This window comes from Arthrobacter sp. NPDC055585, from assembly GCF_053619115.1.
In genome coordinates, this window is sequence record NZ_JBSHIT010000001.1 from 190,628 (window position 1) to 211,674 (window position 21,047).

Annotated in this window: 14 protein-coding genes; all 14 read right to left on the bottom strand. The window is 67.2% G+C overall.

The annotated features are described in order from the left end of the window. Positions 1 to 238 precede the first annotated feature (238 nt). Positions 239 to 1,540 (bottom strand): hypothetical protein, encoded by a 1,302-nt coding sequence (locus ACWGQ2_RS00780; RefSeq protein WP_452013306.1) that lies wholly within the window; start codon positions 1,538 to 1,540, stop codon positions 239 to 241. Then, positions 1,540 to 2,916: an O-antigen ligase family protein gene (locus tag ACWGQ2_RS00785; RefSeq protein ID WP_452013308.1), complete on the bottom strand. Its 1,377-nt coding sequence runs from the start codon at positions 2,914 to 2,916 to the stop codon at positions 1,540 to 1,542. Before ACWGQ2_RS00785 ends, ACWGQ2_RS00780 begins: the two co-directional genes overlap by 1 nt. Continuing rightward, a complete protein-coding gene (locus ACWGQ2_RS00790) occupies positions 2,913 to 3,626 on the bottom strand; it encodes a hypothetical protein (RefSeq protein WP_452013310.1) in 714 nt (237 codons plus the stop codon). The genes ACWGQ2_RS00785 and ACWGQ2_RS00790 overlap by 4 nt, the downstream gene beginning before the upstream one ends. Beyond that, positions 3,623 to 4,477, bottom strand: a complete 855-nt coding sequence (locus tag ACWGQ2_RS00795; protein WP_452013312.1) for a hypothetical protein — start codon at positions 4,475 to 4,477, stop codon at positions 3,623 to 3,625. The genes ACWGQ2_RS00790 and ACWGQ2_RS00795 overlap by 4 nt, the downstream gene beginning before the upstream one ends. After that, a complete protein-coding gene (locus ACWGQ2_RS00800) occupies positions 4,474 to 6,477 on the bottom strand; it encodes a glycosyltransferase (RefSeq protein ID WP_452013315.1) in 2,004 nt (667 codons plus the stop codon). Before ACWGQ2_RS00800 ends, ACWGQ2_RS00795 begins: the two co-directional genes overlap by 4 nt. Next, positions 6,474 to 8,639, bottom strand: a complete 2,166-nt coding sequence (locus tag ACWGQ2_RS00805; RefSeq protein ID WP_452013318.1) for a glycosyltransferase family protein — start codon at positions 8,637 to 8,639, stop codon at positions 6,474 to 6,476. The genes ACWGQ2_RS00800 and ACWGQ2_RS00805 overlap by 4 nt, the downstream gene beginning before the upstream one ends. Beyond that, positions 8,636 to 10,171: an oligosaccharide flippase family protein gene (locus ACWGQ2_RS00810; RefSeq protein WP_452013320.1), complete on the bottom strand. Its 1,536-nt coding sequence runs from the start codon at positions 10,169 to 10,171 to the stop codon at positions 8,636 to 8,638. Before ACWGQ2_RS00810 ends, ACWGQ2_RS00805 begins: the two co-directional genes overlap by 4 nt. Further along, positions 10,168 to 11,295 carry a DegT/DnrJ/EryC1/StrS family aminotransferase gene (locus tag ACWGQ2_RS00815; RefSeq protein WP_452013322.1) on the bottom strand — a complete coding sequence of 376 codons (1,128 nt, stop codon included), beginning with the start codon at positions 11,293 to 11,295 and terminating at the stop codon, positions 10,168 to 10,170. The genes ACWGQ2_RS00810 and ACWGQ2_RS00815 overlap by 4 nt, the downstream gene beginning before the upstream one ends. After that, positions 11,292 to 11,987 carry a NeuD/PglB/VioB family sugar acetyltransferase gene (locus tag ACWGQ2_RS00820; protein WP_452013324.1) on the bottom strand — a complete coding sequence of 232 codons (696 nt, stop codon included), beginning with the start codon at positions 11,985 to 11,987 and terminating at the stop codon, positions 11,292 to 11,294. Before ACWGQ2_RS00820 ends, ACWGQ2_RS00815 begins: the two co-directional genes overlap by 4 nt. Further along, entirely contained in the window at positions 11,984 to 13,126 is a 1,143-nt protein-coding gene (locus ACWGQ2_RS00825) for a DegT/DnrJ/EryC1/StrS family aminotransferase (RefSeq protein ID WP_452013326.1), read from the bottom strand. Before ACWGQ2_RS00825 ends, ACWGQ2_RS00820 begins: the two co-directional genes overlap by 4 nt. Further along, positions 13,123 to 14,127: an NAD-dependent epimerase/dehydratase family protein gene (locus tag ACWGQ2_RS00830; protein ID WP_452013328.1), complete on the bottom strand. Its 1,005-nt coding sequence runs from the start codon at positions 14,125 to 14,127 to the stop codon at positions 13,123 to 13,125. The genes ACWGQ2_RS00825 and ACWGQ2_RS00830 overlap by 4 nt, the downstream gene beginning before the upstream one ends. Beyond that, a complete protein-coding gene (locus ACWGQ2_RS00835) occupies positions 14,124 to 15,191 on the bottom strand; it encodes a Gfo/Idh/MocA family protein (RefSeq protein ID WP_452013330.1) in 1,068 nt (355 codons plus the stop codon). Before ACWGQ2_RS00835 ends, ACWGQ2_RS00830 begins: the two co-directional genes overlap by 4 nt. Positions 15,192 to 15,381: 190 nt before the next feature. Next, positions 15,382 to 18,066: a LuxR C-terminal-related transcriptional regulator gene (locus ACWGQ2_RS00840; protein ID WP_452013333.1), complete on the bottom strand. Its 2,685-nt coding sequence runs from the start codon at positions 18,064 to 18,066 to the stop codon at positions 15,382 to 15,384. 14 nt (positions 18,067 to 18,080) lie between these two features. Next, the gene (locus ACWGQ2_RS00845) at positions 18,081 to 20,699 is read right to left on the bottom strand and encodes an AAA family ATPase (RefSeq protein WP_452013335.1); all 2,619 of its coding nucleotides are present in this window, start codon (positions 20,697 to 20,699) and stop codon (positions 18,081 to 18,083) included. Positions 20,700 to 21,047 lie beyond the last annotated feature (348 nt).

Genomic DNA, 21,047 nt, shown 5'->3' on the forward strand with positions numbered 1-21,047 from the left:
CCGTGCTGCGCGGACCGGCGCGGGGTTTGACGGTGCGGTGATGGACGCGGCTGGAATGTGCGGCGCGGGACCTCGGCGAATCCGGATGCGCTGTGCCGGGACTGATGGTTTGAAGATGCACTGTGCATACGTGGTGTTGACCTGTTCTTCACGGGTGGTCCGGGCTTCCCACGGTAGGAGCCTGCCCCGGAAACCGGGTGAGTGGCAGTTACCGGAGCATCCGTGGATTCTGTTGCGGCTACCCGTTCAGCGGGACCCGGTAAATGTGGAAGGAATACTCGTTCTCGAAGCTGTCCTCGAAAACTCCGTTCCTGTCAACGGGCAGGACACGGTCTTCGAAAAGCACCTCCACGTCCCCTGCTGTAATTCCCTCCGGCAGGACGAAGCTCCGCCGGCCCGGCTCGGTGCCGCCCTCCGGCATGGCGAACACATAGGCCTGCCCGTCCTGAACTTTGAGCATGGTGTCCAGCCCCGGGCCGAAAGAGTACTCATAGGACTGGGTGTTGATGACCGGCGCCAGTTCATGGATCCGCCGGTTCACCTCCCCGGCCGCTTCCACCTGGGCACGGCCGCAGAAAGCGGGGTCCATCTGGGATGCGCGGAAGACGTTGGAGCTTACGCAGTCCCCGGAGAAGCTTTGGTTGAAGTAGAGGATGCCCCGGGCCTCGTTGATCACGGCGCTCATCACCGCACCCTGGACCTGCCCGGGCTGGATGTACCCCGAGTACGTTCCCTCAGCCGGCCCGCCGTTCAGGTTCTCCACAAAATGCCAGACCTGCTGCAGTTCACCGTCCGCTGCGTCCCGCATCCGCAGGGCTTCGACCGCTCTGCCGTAACTGGACGCGGTTCGGCACGCCTGCCGGGAGATCTCCACCAGGTAGGGGCTGCGGTACGGTTCCAGCGAGCAGTGCGGAACCGTGTACCAGTACATGTCCATCGACACGACGTCGGTGGGGCCGTTCACCAACGCCTCCGCATCCGCTGCAGGCAGGTCGCTGCTGATGATCATCTGGGTGAAGTTCGCCATTTTGAAAACACCGGGAGGTGCCTGCCCCGCCCGGCCCTGGAGCTGGCGCAGGCCGTCCGCGGGGCTGAAACGCCCGTCCACTTCGTCGTCCAGGAAAGTACCGACCCAATGGGGGCTCTCCGGCTTGAAGGAGTCGTTGAGCCGGTCGCCAATCCAGAAGACGCCGTTGTCTTCGAACAGGCTGAACGGGGTGCCGTCGGACATGCCGATGTAGGTGTTAATCCCCAGGGATTTGTCATATTGCACCTCTTCGTCGGTGCTGATGCCGTTGTGCCAGGCGACAACGGGGAAGAACGCGGGGTCCGTCCACCCCGCCGCATCGGCGTTGGGGAAGGATGACCAGTACTCAGGGCCTCCTTCCCACGGAATGCGGGGCAGGGACAGCTCTGGCCCGGAGGGCACAGCGGGTGCGGGCTGGGCATCCCCCGTGCACCCGGCCAGCACTGCCGCAGTGGCGGCAGCAGCCGCAACCCGGACGAGGAGCCCTCGTCCGCCCCGGCTGCCGGAGCCCATCAGCGGCGCCTTCCGTCAGACGCCTGCGGGTGGACTTGCCGGGGGTTTCCCAGCTCAGGGAAACCGGGCGGTATCCCGGCCAGCCCCCGGTAAGCGCCCGCCAGTCCCACCGACAGGAACAGCAGGGCTGCCGAGATGGAGAAGTTCAGTCCGTCGAAGAAGGACAGCAGGACTGCTCCGGCCAGGATGGCTGCGGCCAGTCCGGCTCCCAGCGCCCGGGTGAGGCTTCCGGCCGGGGCACGGGTGAAGCCGGCAGACAGGGCTGCCCATATTCCGCTGAGAAGGAGCAGGATGAGCAGTAGCAGTCCAACCAGACCAACCTCCACCAGTGCTGTCAGGTAGCCGTTGTCGAAGATGCGGTAATTAGGCAGGAATGTTCCGAACCCGCGCCCGAAGAACAGATTCCGGGCGGCTATTTCGGCGGCGACAACATAGCTTTCGGTGCGGGACAGCGAGCTTGAATCGTTGCCCAGGGTCTGGAACATCCCGCGGACCGTTCCCGCGATTCCGGGCACGCTCACGTACACCAGCCCCAGCAGCACGCCCAGCGCTCCGAGCACCCTGATCCGTACCGCGGACGGCCAGGTGGGAATCAGCACCAGCACACCAACAGCAGCGCCGATAAACGCCGAGCGGGACCCGGACATGATGCAGGCAAGTGTCAGTCCCAGCGCCGGCCACCAGCGGGCGGCGATGCTGCGGTTCTTGTCTGAGAGTGCCAGCGTCAGCGCCAGCGGCAGGGCCATGGAAAGTACGACGGCGTATTCCAGTGGCTGCGTGGCCGTTCCCGAAGGGCGGATGAAGTCCCCGCGGCTGGAGACCTCGTGGCCTCCTTCAGCGCTGAACCCCGGCAGCGAAACCCATTCCAGCAGGGTCTGCCCGGCGAGGAACTGTGCCAGTCCGAGCAGGCCCGCCAGACCGCTGATCAGGACCAGCCGCCGGATCAGCATCAGCCAGCGCCCGGGCGAGGAAATCCCGTCATTCGCGAGCAAGGCGATGCCGGTCCAGCCGGCGACCCGCAGCATGCCGCTGTCTGCGGGGGACGACTCACTCGGCGGTATGCCCTGGAGGTTCGAAACCGCGTAGCTGAGGAGCACTGCGGCCAGGAACAGCAGCAGGATCCAGCGCACGGCTTTGGAACCCGTTTTCAGGGCGGTGGTCCGCCGCAGCCGCTCAAAGAACCACCAGAACAATCCCAGCAGGGCCCACAGCGTGGACGGACGGCCCATGGATCCAAGTGCAGTGATGGTCAGGTAGGACGGCACTGCCAGTGTGAGGATCAGGTAGACAGTGAGGAAGGAGACGACGTCCCCCGCAGCCGGAGCAGCTGCAGGCCGGAGCGCAGGCGGGGTGTTTCCGGTGCCCGGGGCACTCACGGGATGCTCCCGGCAGGCTCGCGCACCGGCTTCGGCCCGGTACCCCGGTGCTTTCCGCGGGACCTGGTCCGACGTACGGCCAGCGCATCCGCCGCAGCCGCGGCAGCGCAGGAAAGGCCCAACCCGGTCACCAGCAGGACCAGCAGCGCCTTGGCTTCACCCATCCGCGTTTTGCCGAAGGAGGTGATGATCAGGTCCTCCGGCGCGCGTTCCACGGTGATCAGTGCTTCCGGCTGAGCACCGGCTTCAAGCTGCAGGGCATCACTGACTGCCTGCACCTCTGCGTGAACCCGGGCAATTTCCGCGGAAACCTTCTCAGGTGTCGGCGCGGCGGCCTGCACTGAAAGCACCGGGCGGCTGAAGGAAGAGAGCCACTGACCGCCGGTGTCCAGCATCCCGACCGAGGTGCCTTCACGGATCCCGGTGCCGAACAGGGACGCCGTGGGCGAGGCGAGTTTGGCTGTCTTGGTTCCGGCCAGGTACTTGCGCTCGACGACGGCAGCGAAGTCGATCAGCGTCTGCGGTTCGGTGCCGGTAAGGGTGCGGCTCTGTCCTGGAACACCGGGCTCCTGGAAAACCAGGTCCGACTGCGCCGCATAAACCGGTGCGGACTGGCTCAGGAACCCAAACGCGATTCCCGTGCAGCAGAGGCCCGCCAGCCACACGTACCAGCGGCGGCGCAGCACGCCCAGGAGCTGGACGGGAGTCACCGCGTCCTGGCGTCTTCCCCGAGTGAATCCGGTGAGCCGTGCTTCTCTGCCCCGGGTTTCCTGCCCGCTGACCGGCTGCCCACTGAGCGGCTGCCCGGCTCCTGCTTCGCGGATGCGGTTCCGCCCGCTCTCCGGCTTCCGGCCCGGGCCGGAAGCCGCCTGTCCGTCTTTGCGTCCGGAACCAGATCCGGATCCGGCCCCTTCCCCCCTCCGGCGCTGCCCCGGGAATGCTCACCGGATGTCTCCTGCCGCTCAGCCCGGGCCAGCAGCAGTCCGTCAGCCAGGGCAGTGAACATCAGGGTTCCGGACAGGCCCACAACTACGGCCACTGCCAGCATCTGAAGAGTCTGTTTGGAGTTCAGTGTGGCTTCCGCGTCCACCACCACGGGCATGATGTCGATCCGCTGCACCGGAATCACGGCCAGCTCATCCTGCATGCGGGTCAGCACGGCTGGAAGGGTTTCCATCGCCTGGTCCAGGACAGTCAGTGACTCTTCTTCGGTTTCAGCCGTTGCCTGGACAACCACGATCGAGCCGCTGGTGCTGCGGTCAGGTTCAATGGTGTACGTCGCCGAGGGGTAGGCCTCCAGCACCCGGTCCCGGACGGCGGGGGCGTTAGCCTGCCGCACCAGGACATCCAGCGCTTCGCTCATTCCGCCGAGCTGAAGATAGGGGTTGCCCTCGTCGCCGACGGCCGCCGGCGGCGGCATCAGCACCATGCTGCCCTGGGCGTCATAGGACGGAGGCACAATCTGGCTGGCTCCCCAGCAGAGGACGGCGGTAAACACAATTCCGGAAAGGACCAGATACCAGCGGCGCAGGATTACCTTGAAGGTCTGCGGTGTGGTCATGGCTTCTCCCCTGCTGCTGCGCCCCGAAGGGAAGCGATGCGTTCCTTGACCCGGTCCAGCCCCTCCTTGCCCGCTGCACGAAGCAGTACGGCCTTTGCGGCTGCCCGTACCCCTGAACCCAGAGCCCGGCGGGGCGTGTCCAGCACAAGCTCCCGGACCCGTTCTGCGGCTCCCGGCGGGCGCGCACCGGTCAGCAGGCCGGGGAAACGCTGCCGGTGGGCAGCAGGGGAAACCCGCACTCCCCGGACCCGGTTGCTCACGTTTCCGCCGTGGACCACCTGCAGCCAGCCCGGTGGTCCCGGCACCTCGCGTACCGGCATGCTTCGGCCCAGCAGGGTGTGCCAGTCCGCCCAGCAGGTTACGGCGTCTGGCCAGGGCTCGGCCACACTGCAGAACGCGTTGGTGCGGTCCCGGCGGGCGAAGAGCCCGGTACCGGCAAGGATCAGGCCGCGGGGAAGATAGAGGGCGGTGCGGCTGCGGGTTTGTGCGGCCGCGTGCTGCAGCCGTTCCACAAAGTCCGTGGCAACGCCGTCGTCGTTGTCCAAGTTGGTAGTCATCAACTCGGCCGCGGGGTCCGGAACCAGGCTGCGCAGGTCTGAGAGGAGCTCCGGCCGCTCCACGGAAGTCCGGTACACGGGAGTGAAGAGTCCGTCCGCAGACCACTCGCGGATGCGTTCGCGCAGCCAGGCCGGGCTTTCCGGATCAAAGTAGATCAGCCACTTAAACCGGGTGTTGGACTGGGCTGCCACGGAAGGCAGGCAGTAACGCTCGAACAGGCTGGACCGTTCGCGCAGCCAGCCCTCGCGTGCCCGTATCAGGGACTCCGGACCGGGGGTGGGCAGGTTGAACCGGGTAATCAGGAAGTGATCTCCCGTCCAGACCGGCGCGGCGGCGTCGACGGCGTCCAGCAGGGTGCGCGCACGGGCGTCCCACGAATGCTGTCTGGCGAGCCGGCGCCGTTCCTCGGCCCTGTGTGGGTCCGGGGCCTCCGCCAGGACCCGCTGCAGCGCGGCGGTGAACGCGGCCGGGGAGTCCTCACGGGTTACGTGGCCTGTACCAAGCCACCTGGCGGCGGGCAGGTCGGTGGAGACTACTGGCAATCCAGCGGAGAGATAGTCCAGGGTCTTCAGCGGAAAACTTGACCGGTTGAATTCCGTATTGGCATACGGCGTGATGCCGGCGCCAGCGCCGCCCAGCCGGCCGGGCACGTGCTCGGGCGGTATTGTCCCCTCCCAGCTCACGTTTGTGTGTGTCAGCAGGGCATCCAGCCGGGCCCGGGCTGCCGGGTCCCGTTCCGTTCGCGGTCCGATAAGCGCCAGCGGGATCCCGGCACCGGCAACAGCATCAAGAATGTCAAAGTCCAGCCTTTCGTTCAGCTGCCCCAGCAGTACCGCACCCCGTTTCTCCCTCCCGTGCTCCGGCGAGGCAGAGGAATCAGGCAGCGGGACACAGCCGTTGGGCAGGAGGAGCACTGGAATGCCGGGCCGCAGCAGGCGCAGCCGGTCAGCGAGGTCTTCGGTGACGGCTGCAACCAGGTCCGCCTCAGCCAGGTTTTGGCTCATGCAGCGCCGGATCCGCTCCGCGGGGAGTCCCATCAGCGGGGCTCCGGCGAGCCAGTCGTCGGTCACGAAGAACACTTTTATGCCTGTGTCCAGCCGCGGGAAGCGCGCCAGCGGAGCCGCCACGACGACGGCGCCGGGAGCCTTTGACGTTCCGGCAGCCCTGCGGATGGCCAGCCGCTGCAACCCTCCGGCCACAGCGCCGAGCACCGGCCGCCAGGCGCCGGGCGGAACCGGGACGATCAGCCGGGTCAGCTGCGGCGCCACCTCTTCAGCCACCGCACGGATCCCCCGTGCGGTACCGCCAAAAACCGGTGCCGGGGGGTCGGCCCAGAGGACTTCCCGGTATTCTGCCAGCGCCTTCGCCAGGCGTTTCTCCGTGCCCTCGAGATCATCCCAGCGGGTGCCCGCGATCCACACCAGTGTGCCCTTGCTGCTCACGGCAGGCTCCCTTCTGCGCGGGAAACCGGCCGGCGTCCGGTCCCGCGGTGTCCTGATGCCCGCCCGCTGGCGCCCAGCAGGGCCGTGCCGCGAAGCGGGTCATGGGCCAGCAGCACCAGCCGGCTGCCCGCAGACAATCCGGAAAGCAGCCGGTATCCCGCGGCTGAGGCTGTGTCAGGGAGGATGACCAGGGCACAGCGGGAAATGAATTCCAGAGCGTCTTCAGCGGCGGAGGCGTCCGCCACAAAGGCCGCGGTCCGGGACGGCTCCAGGCTCTTCGGCACTGCCTGCGGTTTATCTGGAGGCAGGAGGGTAAGCGGAGGAAGCGACGGGTTGAGTGCCAGTCCGCGGGACAGGGACCGTTCAAGCCGGCTGCCGGCCGGCTGGCCAAACAGGACCGCCGATTCAAGTCCCTCCCGGCGCAGGACGTCCGTGAGGAGGCGGGAGAATTCGTCGGTGAGCAGCCGCTGCTTCAGCGGGGAGAGTCCGATCCGCAGCTGCCGCACCGCGCCGGTACGAAGCCGCCAGCGCAGGCGGCGCAGCATCCGCTGCCTGACCCGGCGCACGATGTTCCCCGCCGGTGCCTGCGCCGTCGCGGCACCGGCCACCGGCACAGATCCGGCCGGCGCTGCCCCATGTACGGCTGCAGTGAACTGCAGGCCGTGGGACGGCTGGCCGCAGGCGCTCAGGTGCTGCTGCAGCTCAGCCTCCCAGCGCTCGGCTGTCCGGGCCGGGACCGGACAGACGGAGGCGCGGATGGGTCCGGTCCCCTCGCCGGGAACTCCCAGGCACTGCCGTATCCGGTCAAGCTCCGGATGGCGCAGCTGCCCGAACCGCGCCGCGGCCGCGACTGCCTGTTCGCGTTCCCCGGAACACAGCAGGGTGCGCACATGGGCAGCCCAGAGTACCGGGTCCGGGTCCGGTGCTGAGCGGTCAGTAAAGGTGTCCACCAGTGCCTGCGTTGTCCAGTCCCGGGCGGCTCCGGCGTTCCCGGCTGCCAGGTCAGTCCAGGCCGTGCCGATCACAGCCTCGGGAATGAAGTAGTAGTTCAGGCACTTGAGGAATTCCCGCCGGGCACGGACCGTGTCGTGGTCCTGGAGCAGCTGCCAGCCTGCCGCCAGGAAATCCCGGTCTCGCCCGCCCGCAGTAAAAGTGACCGGCCGCGTTTGCACTGGAGCCAGGAAAAGGCTGCCGGCAGGACCTGCCTGCGCTATGCGCTCCCCCGGGCCCCGCACGGACGTCAGCTGCAGCCATTGAAGCACCTGGCTGCGGCAGGACTGGATGTGGGCTTCATGCACAAGCTTTGTGCCGGCGGCGGTGATGCCCTCCAGCCGGCCGGGATCGGCCAGCAGGATGTCGAGTTTCTCGGCGATCTCTTCCGCTTCGCCCAGTACGCAGTTCTCCAGGTCCCTGAATCCGAACGCGGCGAGCGCGGGGGTGTCCTCCGCGATCAGGCAGGCTCCGGCTGCCGGGATTTCAAGGTGTTTGCGCACCAGGTCCCGCGACATGCTTCCGCAGGCAGGCACAAAAATGCTGGCACTGAGCAGGCGGGCGTATTCCTCCCCGAAGACGGTGCGGCTGCCGGCTTTGCCCCACCCGTAGTGCGGCATGGTCATGGTCGCGAAGCTGCGCGAAAGCACCCGGCCGACGGCGTTGCGCCAGGGATAGTGCCGTTCCTGGCTTCCGGTGAACAGGACCGGGATGTTCTTCTCCACCGGGTACGGGTGGAAAACGGCCGGGTCCACGGAATTGGGCCAGACGAAGAGCCGGTCAGCGATTTCCGGGGTGTATTCAGCCATGGCCACCGAGGTTGTGAAAAACTCCTCCACCCCCCATCGGTCCATGTCGGAGAGGAAGACTGCGCGCGCCAGATCGTAGGGGTCAGAGTGCAGGAATCCGAGCTTGGGGATCTGCGGGTGGCTGGAGGTGTTCCGGATGCTGCGCTCCCTGGCATAGACACCCGATTCGAAGACACAGAGATCCGGTTCGAAGGCATCACATTCGGCGGCGTAGTCACAGTCCCGGTCAATCACCCGGACCTCAAAGAAGTGCTGCAGCGTCTGCACATGTTCATCCAGGTGCCGGTTGAGGAAACCGGGCAGGCCGGGTTTGGCCCAGCGGAAGAACAGCAGCCGTGGTTTCCTCTGGCTATCGGGGATCATACGGTGCTCTCCTTGGTGGGCCGCAGCCGTGCCAGCAGCGGGCGTTCAAACCGGTCATAGGCGGCCAGCAGGTTCCCGGCCCTGCCCTGGACCTGCGAAGGCAGGACCCGGCGGAGCATCGGTGCACTGAAAACCAGATAGGCTGCGCAGCCGGTAAACCCTCCCAGCAGCAGCCGCCCAATGTCCCCGCCGGCAAGGGATGCGGCTGCCAGTGCCAGCACGGCCGCGCCGGCGGCGGCCAGCGCGGGGGCCGCTGACGCCCGGGCCAGGAGCCGGCCCGGAGCCGGAACGGTGGCGCGGACAGCGCGCAGGTACAGCGGCATGATGACTGCCGTGATCACGCCGACGTGAACCCAAGCGGCTCCGGGCAGGCCGAACGGGCCAAGACTGAGGCCGACCGCAGGGACCAGCAGCACCAGCCAGGCTGCCTGCACACCGAAGACGGCTCCGGCACGTCCCTGGCCTACCAGCAGGTTGGAGAACAGCAGCGAGAGGGCAAAGACACCTCCGTACAGCGCGAGAATGCGCAGGACGGGGGCGGCCGGAGCCCAGGTTCCGCCGTAGAGCACTGCCACCAGCTCCCCGGCCAGCGCCACTGTCAGGGCAGTGACGGGGAAAGCGATCAGCGCTACCAGGCGGGATGTCCGGGCCAGGAAGCTGCGCAGCTCTGAAGATCCTGCGCCCAAGGCGGAGAACGCTGGCATGGCCACGGAATTGATGGTGGAGCTCATGACCGAGGTGGACCAGGACGCCACGGTAAAAGCCAGGGTGTAGATGCCCAGTTCCACCGGCCCCAGGAAAGCGCCGATGATCGCGTAGTCGGCGTTGAGCAGGCTGTAGCCCAGCAGGTTTGCGCCCGCCAGCGGCAGGCCAAAGCGCAGCACCGGCCCCACTTCTGCCCTGCGCAGCCGCGGCCAGTAGGTCCGGTCCACGCTCAGTGCCATGACCACACCGCTGATGAGCTGGCTGACCACCCGGGACCAGGCGAAGGCCATGGCGCCGTCGCCGTTCACTGCCATCAGCACCAGCACCAGGTTCGCCGGGAGAAAGGCCACGGCGGAGGCGAGGAAGACCTTGCCCTGCCGGAACTCGCGGACCAGCAGCGCGCCGGGAACGGTGAAGACACCGCCCAGGACGACGGCGATGGCCAGCACCCGGATGGGTCCGGCGGCCTCCGGCGCGCCAAGCAGCCCGGCGAGCGGATCCGCGGCCAAAGCCATGCCGGCGGCCAGGGTGAAGGAACTTAGAATGGCGAGCACGGCCACGGTTGAGGCCACCCGGTCTGGATCCAGGTCCCGCCGGGCAACGCAGGAGGAAAGCCCCAGTTCACCGAAGCTTGAGACAACCGCATGTACCACCAGCGCAGCGGCAAAGACTCCGAACTCGTGCGGTGTCACCAGCCGAACCACGATCACCATGACCGCAATTCCTGCGAGCTTCATCATCAGGGCGTTTGCGCCGCTCCAGAGCGCTCCCCGGGCGGCCCTCGCACCGATCCCCGCAAGTCCGGTGGACTCTGACGGTGCTGTCACCGCAGCGCCTCCGCGAGGGTTTCGGCGACGTATTCCTGCTGCGGCCGGCTCAGGTGCGGATGCAGTGGCAGCGAGAGCAGGCGCAACGCGGCGTCCTCGCTCACCGGGAAGTCTCCGGGTCCGTAACCCAGATGAGCATAGGCACCGGTCAGGTGCACCGGCACCGGATAGTGGATTCCGGCACCGATGCCCGCGTCCGTGAGCGCCTGCAGGATCCTCTCCCGTTCTTCGGCCGGGACCCGTACGGCGTAGATGTGCCACACGTCCGTGTTGCCGTCCGCACTGAAGGGCAGCTCCAGCCCGGGGATCCCGGCGAGCAGTTCCTGGTAGGCGGATGCGGCGTCTCGGCGCCGCTGGTTCCATGCTGCGAGCCGTTTGAGTTTGGCGCTCAGCACCACGGCCTGCACGGCGTCCAGCCGCGAGTTCATGCCCGCCACCTCATGCCGGTACTTGACCCGGCTGCCGTGGTCCGCGAGCAGCCTGACGCGTTCGGCCACGGATTCGCTGCCGGTCAGCACAGCGCCGGCGTCCCCGGCAGCACCAAGGTTCTTGCCCGGATAGAAGCTGGTTCCCGCGGCGTCGCCCAGGGTACCGGCCTTCCTGCCAAACCGTTCCGCCCCCTGGGACTGCGCGGCGTCTTCCACGATCGCCGCGCCAAAGCGCCTGGCGGTGCCGGCCAGGGCCTCCACCGGAGCGGTCTGTCCGAACAGGTGCACGGGCATCAGCGCCCGTGTTTTGGGCCCGGCTGCCTGGGCCGCGCAGGCCGGGTCGATCAGCAGATGCTCAGGATCGACGTCGGCGAGCACCGGCAGGGCGCCGGCGCGGGAGACCGCCTCTGCGGTGGCGATGAACGTATTGGCCGGCAGGATCACTTCCGTCCCCGGCTCCACACCGCAGGCCCGCAGGGCCAGCTCCAGGGCATCGGTGCCGTTGGCCACGCCGATGCAGTGAGCGCTGCCCAGCCACTGGCCATACGCTTCCTCGAAGCCTGCAACGTGCCTGCCGCCAATGAACGCCGTCGCAGCGAACACTTCCTTGAGTCCGGCCTGGATCTCCTCATCGACTTCGGCATGCTGCGCGGCCAGATCCACGAGCGGGACTCGTACGGTGGGCGGTGTCTTCATCGGGGGTCCTTCCAGTCAGTAGGGCCGGTAACCGCTGCCGGTGCCGGCGCGGCCGTCCGCTTCAGTTCCCGGGCGGGCACTCCGGCCCAGGTTTGCCCGCCGGGAAGGTCCTGCAGGACAGCAGACCCCATTCCCACCACGGTGCCCGCGCCAATCCGCACGCCCTGCCGGACGGTGGCCGCCATGCCCAGGTACGCCCCGGATCCGACGCGGACTCCGCCTCCCAGACACACGCCCGAGGTGAGCGTGGCGTAATCCTCCAGCACGTCGTCGTGCGTCAGGGTACAGTTGGGCATCACGGCAACGTGCCGCCCCACCGTGACGGCAGCGGTCATGACGGTCCCGGCAAGCACGATGCTGCCGGTCCCCACGGTGCACCCTTCGGTCATCTGCACTGCGGGGTCGACGAACACGGCAAACCGGTCCTCTCCCACCCCCGCGCCGGCCAGGCGGCGGACCATACCCGCACGCGCTGTTCCGGAACCCGCGCATGCCAGAAAACTGCAGCGGGGGTAGTTCCCCGCGTCGCTGAGTCCGCCGAGCACGGGAACCCCGTCCAGCATCGCCCCGTGCAGGGCGGGATCATCATCGAGGAAACCGAAGATCCGGTACGTCTGGGTCCTGCGAATGGCGGCAAGCACCTCCCGCGCCAGCCCGCCGGCACCAAGCAGCAGCAGCGTCGGCATGCTCATGGTTTCCTGCCGCTGCCGGCCACAGCCTCAATGACCCTGGCCTGTTCCGACTCAGTCATTTCATGGAACAGCGGCAGAATGAGCGTGTTGGCGCTGAGCCGTTCAGTTACTTCCAGCGACACGTCCCCGGTGTCCCTGTCCCGGTACGCCGGTTCCAGATGGGCAGCCATAATTCCGCGGCGGGCTGAGATCTCCTGTCCGGCGAGCGCCTCAAGCACCCCGTTGCGGTCCGTGCCAAACCCTGGCAGGACCTCGATCCAGTAGGACTGGAAGTTGGATTCGCCCCACGGCGGATCCACGACCGCACGCAGGAACTCAATCTCCGCGAACGCCTTTGCATAACCCGCCGCGAGTTCCCTCCGCCGGCGCACCACGGCGTCGAGCCGTTCCAGCTGGACGAGGCCGACGGCAGCCTGGAGATCCGTCATCCGGTAGTTGTAGCCAACCTCGGTGTACGCCTCCGCCGGGGCGAGGATGCTGGCGCTGCGTTCCGCTGCGGAAACGCTCATCGCGTGCTCACGCAGGGTCCGGGCACGGGCAGCCCACTCCGGTCGCGCCGTCGTCAGCATGCCCCCTTCACCTGTGGTGAGGATCTTCCGGGGGTGGAAAGACCAGGCAGCGATCTCCGCTCCTGCGCCTGCGGGCCGCCCGGCGTACCGCGAGCCGGCGGCGCAGGCTGCGTCTTCCAGGACGGTGATGCCCAGGGGATCACAAAGTGCCCGCAGCGGTGCGAGGTCCACCGGCACGCCGCCCTGGTCCACGGCGATCACGGCGCGGGTCGCCGGTGTGAGGGCCGCCTGCACGGTCTGCGCGGTCAGGTTCCCGGTGTCAGGATCAACATCTGCGAACACCGGCCGGGCACCCACATAGGTTGGTGCGTTGGCCGTGGCGATAAAGGAGAAGGAGGGAACCACGACGTCGTCTCCCGGGCCAACGCCTGCGGCGATCAGCGCGAGGTGCAGCGCCGTGGTGCAGCTGGAAGCGGCCACCGCGTGTCCGGCTTCCATCCGCGCGGCGAAGGCTGCTTCGAACTGCGCTGTACGGGGTCCCTGGGCGATCCAGCCGGAGGAAATGACCTCGCTGACTGCGGCGGCCTCCTCAGCGCCCAGCCAGGGCTTCATCACGTTGATGCGGCTCATGCGTCGGCGCTCCCCCGTCCGGCTGCGATCTCCGAACGCAGCGGGAGCCACCACTGGACCAGTTCGGCAAGGCCTTTGGCCAGCGGAACTTCAGCTTTGAATCCCAGGTCTGCCTGCGCTGCGGAGGTATCTGCCAGCCGGCGGGTAACGCCGTTGACAGCGCGTTCCGGGCCGAACTCGACGTCGAGATCCGAGTTCATGACCGAAAGCAGCGCCTGCGCCAGCTCCAGCAGGCTGGTTTCCGTACCGCTGGCTACGTTGTAGATCCCGGCCGGGGCGTCCTGCACGGCCGCCAGGAGGTTCGCCCGGGCAATATCGGTTGTGTAAATGAAGTCCATGGTCTGGGCTCCGTCGCCGAAAATCAGCGGCGGGCGTCCGTCCGCGATGCGTTCCATCCAGCGGACCAGCACTTCCGTGTACACGCCGTGTACATCCATCCGGGGTCCATAGACGTTGAAATAGCGCAACCCTGTGTAGGCAAGGCCGTACATGGCGTGGAAACTGCGGAGCATCCCCTCGTTGAAGGCTTTCGCAGCGCCGTAGAAGGTGTCGTTGCTGTGCAGGTGGTGGTTCTCCGGCGTCGGAAATACTTCCGCGAGGCCGTAGACCGAGGCGCTGGAGGCAGCGACGACGCGCGCCACTGAATGCGCGGCCGCCGCCTCCAGGACGTTGAATGTTCCGTCCGCCAGGACTTCCAGAGCCAGGCGGGGATCTTCGGCGCACTGGGTGATGCGGATGGCGGCCTGGTGAAAGACACAGTCGGTGCCCCGGGTCAGGTCATTCACTGCGTCCCGGTCCCGGATGTCGGCTTCGTAGAGGCGGACCCGCTGGTCGGACAGAGCATCGGCGAGGTTGGCACGGCGTCCGCGGACGAGGTTGTCCAGCACACGCACCTCCCCCGCCCCGGCATCAAGGAGCTGGTCAACGATTGCCGAGCCGATGGTCCCGGCGCCGCCGGTAACCAGAACGCAGGCTCCGCGGAGCTGATGGGTGTGTGTCATGAGGCGGATTCCAGTTCGAGAGTGGGACGGAGCGGGACAGGGGATCCGCTCACCTGGCTGTGGGTGGCGGCTTCAAGGACGGAAAGGACCCGGACACCGGCCGCGCCGCTGGTCAGGGCCGGGCGCCTGCTGCGGATGGCAGCTGCGAACTCTGTGACCATCGCCGAGAGTGCCTCGTGTTCGGGGAGGGCGGGAGACCAGGTGTCCCCAAGCCGGTAGGAAATGTTGGACTGGGAGCGTTCCTCTTCACCGGTTGCCCCGGCAGTACGGGAGAGGTTCACGCCGCGATCGTAGACGCTCAGCCGCTGCTGGGGGTTGAGGTCGTCCCAGACGAGGGTGCGCCGGCTGCCGCCGATCACCAGCTGGCGGATCTTGGTGGGGCTGAGCCAGTTCACGTGGATGTGTGCCATGGCCCCGGAGTCCAGTTCCAGGACCAGGTGGCCCACGCAGGACGTCCCCGCACCCAGCGGATCGGAACCGTGTGCCGATACCCGGACCGGCCGCAGCCCTCCCGGCAGGACAAAATCGAGGATGGCCAGGTCGTGGGGTGCCAGGTCCCAGAACACGTCGACGTCGGGCTGGATGAGGCCCAGGTTGATCCGCACGGAATCGATGAACAGGATTTCACCGAGTTCCCCCTGCGCCACCAGGTCACGGATCTTCAGCACGGCCGGCGTGTAGCAGTACGTGTGATCTGCCATCAGCACCAGCCCCGCGGCCTGGGCCTGCGCCACCATCTGCTCTCCGCGGGCGAGCGAATCGGCCAGCGGCTTTTCCACCAGGACGTGCTTGCCGGCGGCGAGCGCAGCTGTTGCCAGCCCGTGGTGGGTTCGGGCCGGCGTGGCGATGGCAACGGCGTCGAGGTTCGGGTCCTGCAGCAGCTCCTGGACGGAACCGGTGACCGGTACCCCGCCCACGTTCCGGGCCAGACGGGCTGCCCGGTCCGTGTCCAGGTCGCATATAGCTGCCAGCTGCCAGTCGGATCCCGCATTGAAGTTGCGCGCGAGGTTGGGGCCCCAGTAGCCGGCTCCGATAACTGCCACGGAAAGCGGCGTTTCGGGCAAAGCCGTTCCAGGGTTTGGGGAAGGGTGCACTTTGGAGACCTGCGTTCTGTCCGCAGCCGGGCGGCTGAGCTCTGATACTGCGCGCCACCCTACGAAGCAGCAGCTGCCGCCCGGATGAGTACCGGCTACGGGTCGTTACTCGGCCTTACCCGCCTGCATCCCGGAAGCGGCGGGTAATCAATCCTGCCCTTTACTCTCCCACCAGGTCCGCTGTCAGTTCCTCGCGTTTGCTGATCCCCAGCTTCTCGAAAATCCGGTAAATGTGACCCTCAACGGTGCGTACGGACAGGAAGAGCCGTCCGGCTATCTCGGCATTGCGGTAGCCCTTGGCCACCAGTGCTGCGACGTCCTTCTCCCGCCGGGTGAGTGAGGGCGCCGGCATGGCGCTCCTGCCCGGGCCGGTGTTTTCCGAGGACTTGCCAATGGCGCGCTGGACGCGCTGAATCTGGGACCGGTCTCCTCCGGCTTTCGCCAGCCGGAGCGCTTCCTGGAGCGCCAGCGGCCCCAGGGCGACGGCGTCGGGGTCTGCCGGTTCAACAGCGAACCGCAGAAGTCCGGAAACATCCTGGTCCAGCACAGCCCTCGCAAAGACATTCACTGCCCTGGCACGTGGTCCCTGGACATCCTCCGAGAGTTTCAGCAGCCGGTTCATGGTGGTCGGGTCGCCGGCGGCCATGCTCAGGCAGCGCAGCTCGAATTCGGCCGCTACCAGTCCGTGCTCCTCGGCCTGCTCGGCGGCATCTCGCAGGGCGGTCAGGGCTTTGGGGTCGCCGGTCCTGGCGTATTCGGCGGCCAGCCGGTTTCCCCTGGCAATGACCCGCGTACTGGCCGTTCCGCGCGGTTCCAGCCGGTCCCAGTCCCCAAGAAGTTCATCGGCCCGGACGGTGTCTCCCCCGGCGGAGGCCAGCTGGGCGGCAATGGACAGGGCCAGGGCCAGGCTGCCGTCCGGGTCATGGGTGCGCATCCCCTCTATAGCCGCCGTCAGCTTGGGCATTGCTGCTGTGTGATTGCCGCGGCGCAGTTCCAGGACCGCCAGGCACAGGTCAACCGTTCCGCCAACCTGGAGAGCGCTGCGGGAGTACATTGCGAAGTCCTGGTGGACGGAGCCGAGGACTTCGTCCCAGTAGCCGGCCCAGAGGAGCGCCGAAAGGTGGCGGTGCAGCACGAACTGGTAGTACGTGAGGAAACGGTGGTCGCTGTGGGTGACGATTCCCAGGGCCTCCCGGGTGAAGTTCACAGCTGTTTCCGCCCGTCCGCTGCAGGCATGGATCTCGCCCATGAGAGTCAGGGAGACCAGGATCGCTTCGCTGTCCCCTGCTGCCCTGGCTTCCGCGAGCAGCGTTTCCACTGCCACGGCCGTGCTCCGGAAGTTCCCTTCGGAAACCTCGATCAGCGTTCCCAGCAGCGCGGCGCCGCGCCAGGACGACTCGATGTCTGCCCGCAGTTCGGCGTCCAGCGTTCCCGCCTCAACCGCGGCTGCCTCGATCCGCCCGATTGCCGCCTCCCAGGCGGCCCGGGCCTCTTCCAACCCCCCAAGGGCATTCGCCAGCCGCTGGTTTAGCTGGACACGCAGCAGGGTCCCCATTTTCGCAGTAGTGAGGTCCGTTGCAGCTTCAACGGTGCCGTTGACGAGTTCCTGTGCAGCCTCGAAGTTGGCCCGCTGGTAGTGGGCGCGGGCTTTTTGGACCCTGGCAGCCGGCAGCAGGGCCGGATCCTGGATTTCCCGTGCGGCACGGAGGGCGAAATCGCTGTCGAAGAAATTGTTGGCCATGTACGCAGCGCGGAGCAGCTGCTCATCCGGGACCCTCGCCCCGCAGTCCAGCGACCAGCCAACGCTGCGCAGCAGGCCGTCCATCGAATCGGTGTCATCTGGCATGATTTCCAGTACGCGCTGGCGCAGGCGGGCGCTGCGTGCGGCCGGAACCATGTGCCGCACCAGCTGCCCGTACAGGGGATGGCGGGGACGGAGCAGACGGCTGCCCTCGTCCTCAACACTGACCAGGTGCGCAGCCGTCAGCGCATCCACTGAGCGGTGCAGGCCCAGCCGGAAAGCAACGGCCACCGGCACGGGCTCGGCGAGGGCAATGATCTCCATGGCCTCGCGTTCCTCCGCGGACAGCCCGGAAAGCTGTGCTTTCAGCAGATCGCCCAGCCGCCCCTGCGGCGGATCCGCGTTGGCACCCATCAGCCAGACTCCGTGCCGTTCGGCGAGGGCACCGGTGCGCCGGGTCTCGGCGATCAATGCCAGCACGAACATCGGGTTCCCTCCGCTTCGGCGGGCAAGCTCGGCACTGGTGGTGCTGAGCACCGGCCCGCCAAGCACCTGTGAACAGAGTTCGTGGACCTGGATGTCAGTCAGCGGCAGCAGGTGGTGCCGCGCAATGACGCCGCTCCATACCTGCGCCGGGATGCCGGCGGGGATGTCGGTGATGCTCCGGGTCAGGATTAGCATCCGGACCCTGCCGGAGGCAGTCAGCTGCGAGAGAAGGTCAGCGCTGGACTCATCCAGCGCGTGGGCGTCATCGAGCACCAGCAGCGGCGCGGGGCCGGTGTCCCGTCCGGAGCCCGGCCTCAGCCTGCCCAGCAGCGCGCGCATCACGGCAAGCGGCGAATCGGTTTCATCCGCCGAAAGCACGGGCAGCAGGGGGGCCAGGGCACCGAAGGGTATACCGGTCAGCGCCGAACTGGCATGGATCCGGTGCACGGGCATCTCCTGACCGAGCCTGGCTGCCACAACATTTGCGAGCGCACTCTTGCCCATGCCCGCTTCCGCCACGACCAGCGCCCCGCACAGCTCCGCGGAGCGGAGATCGGCCAGGACAGCTTCGACCTCCGAATCCCGTCCCACAAGTGCCTGTGAAGCAAATCCCTGCATATCTCCCCCAAACCTCAACCTGCCGAACGCAGGACATCCCGCAGCTCAGACCGTCCTGAGACGTGCAGCTTCCGGAACAGCTTGTTCAGGTGCCAGTCCACCGTGCGTGGTGACAGGTGCAGATCCTGCGCGATCTGCGTCCTGGACCAGGATCCGGCAGCCATCTGCACCAGCCGCCCATCGAAGTCGCTGAGTGTCTCCAGCATGCTTTGAATACTGTGTTCCCGCAGGAGCTTACGGTACGCCGCGTTCTCTACGACGGCGGCACGGCGGGCAATGCGGCTGCCGGCCGCAGGTGCATCGGCCCGTACCAGTCCTGCAGCCCGGTGGGCGAGGAGCTGATGGCCGAGTTCCGCGGCGCCTTCGGCGGCCGCCAGCAGCAGGCCCGGATCCCCGTCAAGCAGTCCCCGGCCATAGGCCGCCAGGGTGTCGGCCCAGCGTCCTGTTGCAGTCGGCGCGAGCCTGGCGAGCTCCGCCGCCGCCGGAAGGTCACCGAGGGAGGCGGCAGCCTCCAAACTGGCCAGCGCGAAGGAAATATTGCCCCGGGCCTCAGCCTCTTCCGCCATGCGGGTAAGGCTCCGTGCCGTGGTCTGGGGATTGTGCCCTTGCTGGGAGAGCGTTCGGTAAAAGGCAGCGACCCGCTCCGCGTGCCAGGACGGGCGGTGCCTGTACCTGGGTGCCAGGGCCCGGTATTCCGATGCCCGGGCATGGTTTCCGGCAAGCAGGTAAGCGTAGGACAACACGGCCGTGGCAAGTGGCAGCAGGTCGTCCCGGTCACGGAAGCGCAGCTGGCTGACCGCAGGAGCCAGCGAGTCCACCGCAGAATCGGCTTCACCGGCGGCGGCATGAAGGAGCCCGCAGGCCAGCTCGCCGGCGGTACCGCGGTACGACTCCTGCGCGCCGTCGGCATCGGCGCGGACAAACCGCAGGGCCCGGGCCAGATCTCCGGCGGCATAGAGCGCGTAGAAGAGACGGGTCACGATTGTGCTCTGGTCAGGTGCCGGAAGCGGCCTGCGCAAAAGTTCCTGGTTGCTTTCCAGCAGCTCCAGGGCTTCAGCTGCCTGCCCGGAGACTGCCAGCGCTTCAGCAGCTGCGGAAACAGCCAGCGCGCGCATCCTGGCGGAGATACCGCTCCGGACAGCAAGCGCGCGCAGGGGCATAACCGCTGCCGCGTAGTTGCCTTCGGCCAGCTGCAGCTCTGCCTCCGCGACGTCGATTGCTGCAGCCGTCTCGGTGCTCTCTGCCGGTACTCCGTCTGAGCGTGAAGCCCGCAGGGTTTCCAGGACATCCTGCGGAGACCCGGATTTGGGGAGGCTGCGCCGCAGGGCTGCTTTCTGAATCATGAGGGCCGCCCAGCTCTCCCGCCGGGTGCGGTCGAATCCCGGCTCGCTTTCAAGAAGCAGAGCCTGGGCCGCCTGAAGTTCACCCAGCACCATAAGTGCCCGGATTTCCTCCCGGACCAGGTCCTGGTCCCTGTCGGAGCGTTCCACGGACCGCACAAATTCGAGGGCCTGGGAGGGGTTCCCGGAGTCGTTGACGAAGCGGGCGGCCCGCAGGACTGCCTTCGCTCCCGGATCCGCCTCACACGAGAGTGTCCAGGACACGTATCCAGCTTCCGCAGCCGGCTCCAGCTCGACCGGATCCGAGAGCAGTTCGGAGAATTCTCTCCACAGCTGGTGGCTGCGGCCCAGCGGCACATTCGCGGCGACCACAGCGCCCAGAGTTGGGTCACCTAGCAGCACGCCGGTCGAGGACGGGCCGCGTTCGAGCACAACTGTGCCGTTTTCTTCCAGGGCATCCAGCGTTTCCGCGGGGGTAAGACCGAGCATCACAGGCAGCGGAAGCGGGCTGACCAGCGACAGGATTTCCACTACCCTCCGCTGGTCCTCAGGAAGCCTGGAGAGTCTGGTCGAAACAACCTCTGCCACAGCGCCGGTGTACACATAGGGCCGCGCCCGTACCCACGTCTGGTCCGAGAGCACCAGCCGGCGCAGCTGAACCTGTTCCTCAGTCATAAGAATGGTGAAGTGCGGATTGCCCCGGGTTTCCGCCCACATTTCCCGGACCGCCCGTTCAGAGACCGGGCCCCGGAGCAGCCGTTCCATGAGCGTGCGTGTTTCTCCGCTTGAGAGCGGTTCGACGTCGATGCGCTGCAGATGCCCGTCGGACCAGAGCGAGAGGACCTCTTCGTCTGCCTCCAGCAGGTCGGTGACAGTGGCTACAACAGTGGCATCTTCTGCGCGTACCAGCTGGGACACCACCTGGATGGAGAGCTCATCGAGTTTATCGGCGTCATCCACCAGCAGCAGCAGCGGAGCGGTGCCCGCCTTGGACCGCAGCAGCCTGCGCACTTCCTGCAGGACGCTGACCGGGTTCATGCCGCCGGAGGACGGGAGCTCACTGAGCAGCGGGGCAAGTGCACCATAGGGGCTGCGCCGGGACACGTCGGTCCCGTAAAGCGCCTGCACCCAGTAGCCCCGGGTTCGTTCTGCCAGCGCCGCTGCCAGTGCAGTCTTGCCGATTCCCGGCGGGCCGGCAATGAGGACACCGCGGCCTTCAGCCAACGCCGAAGCAAGGCGGCCCAGCACAACCTCACGGCCAACAAGTTCGGTGGACGGCCTGGGCAGCATCATGCCCGGCCAACCGCACGCAGGCGGAGCCGTCTGCCAGAACCGCGCGACGCCGGCCCTCTCATAGTTCGTCCCCCCAGATTCGCGTGTCCCCCGAGCCAAAGCTGGTCTGCTGGGCGACGTGCCTCACCAGTCCACTGCGCAAGAGTACAGTCCATTCCCGCCCATAGGAAGGTATGGAGTGCGCAGAGGCCAAGATGAAGGCCGCTTGTTGAATCCCACAGTTGGGATGATGTGGAAGAGGGAACCCGCAGCGAACGCAGGATGGCTACGGGACGGAGGTGGCTGGAGTCTGATGACGGCTGAAGAGGGTAGCTGAAAGCTGATGATAGCTAAACGCTGATAAGGGAC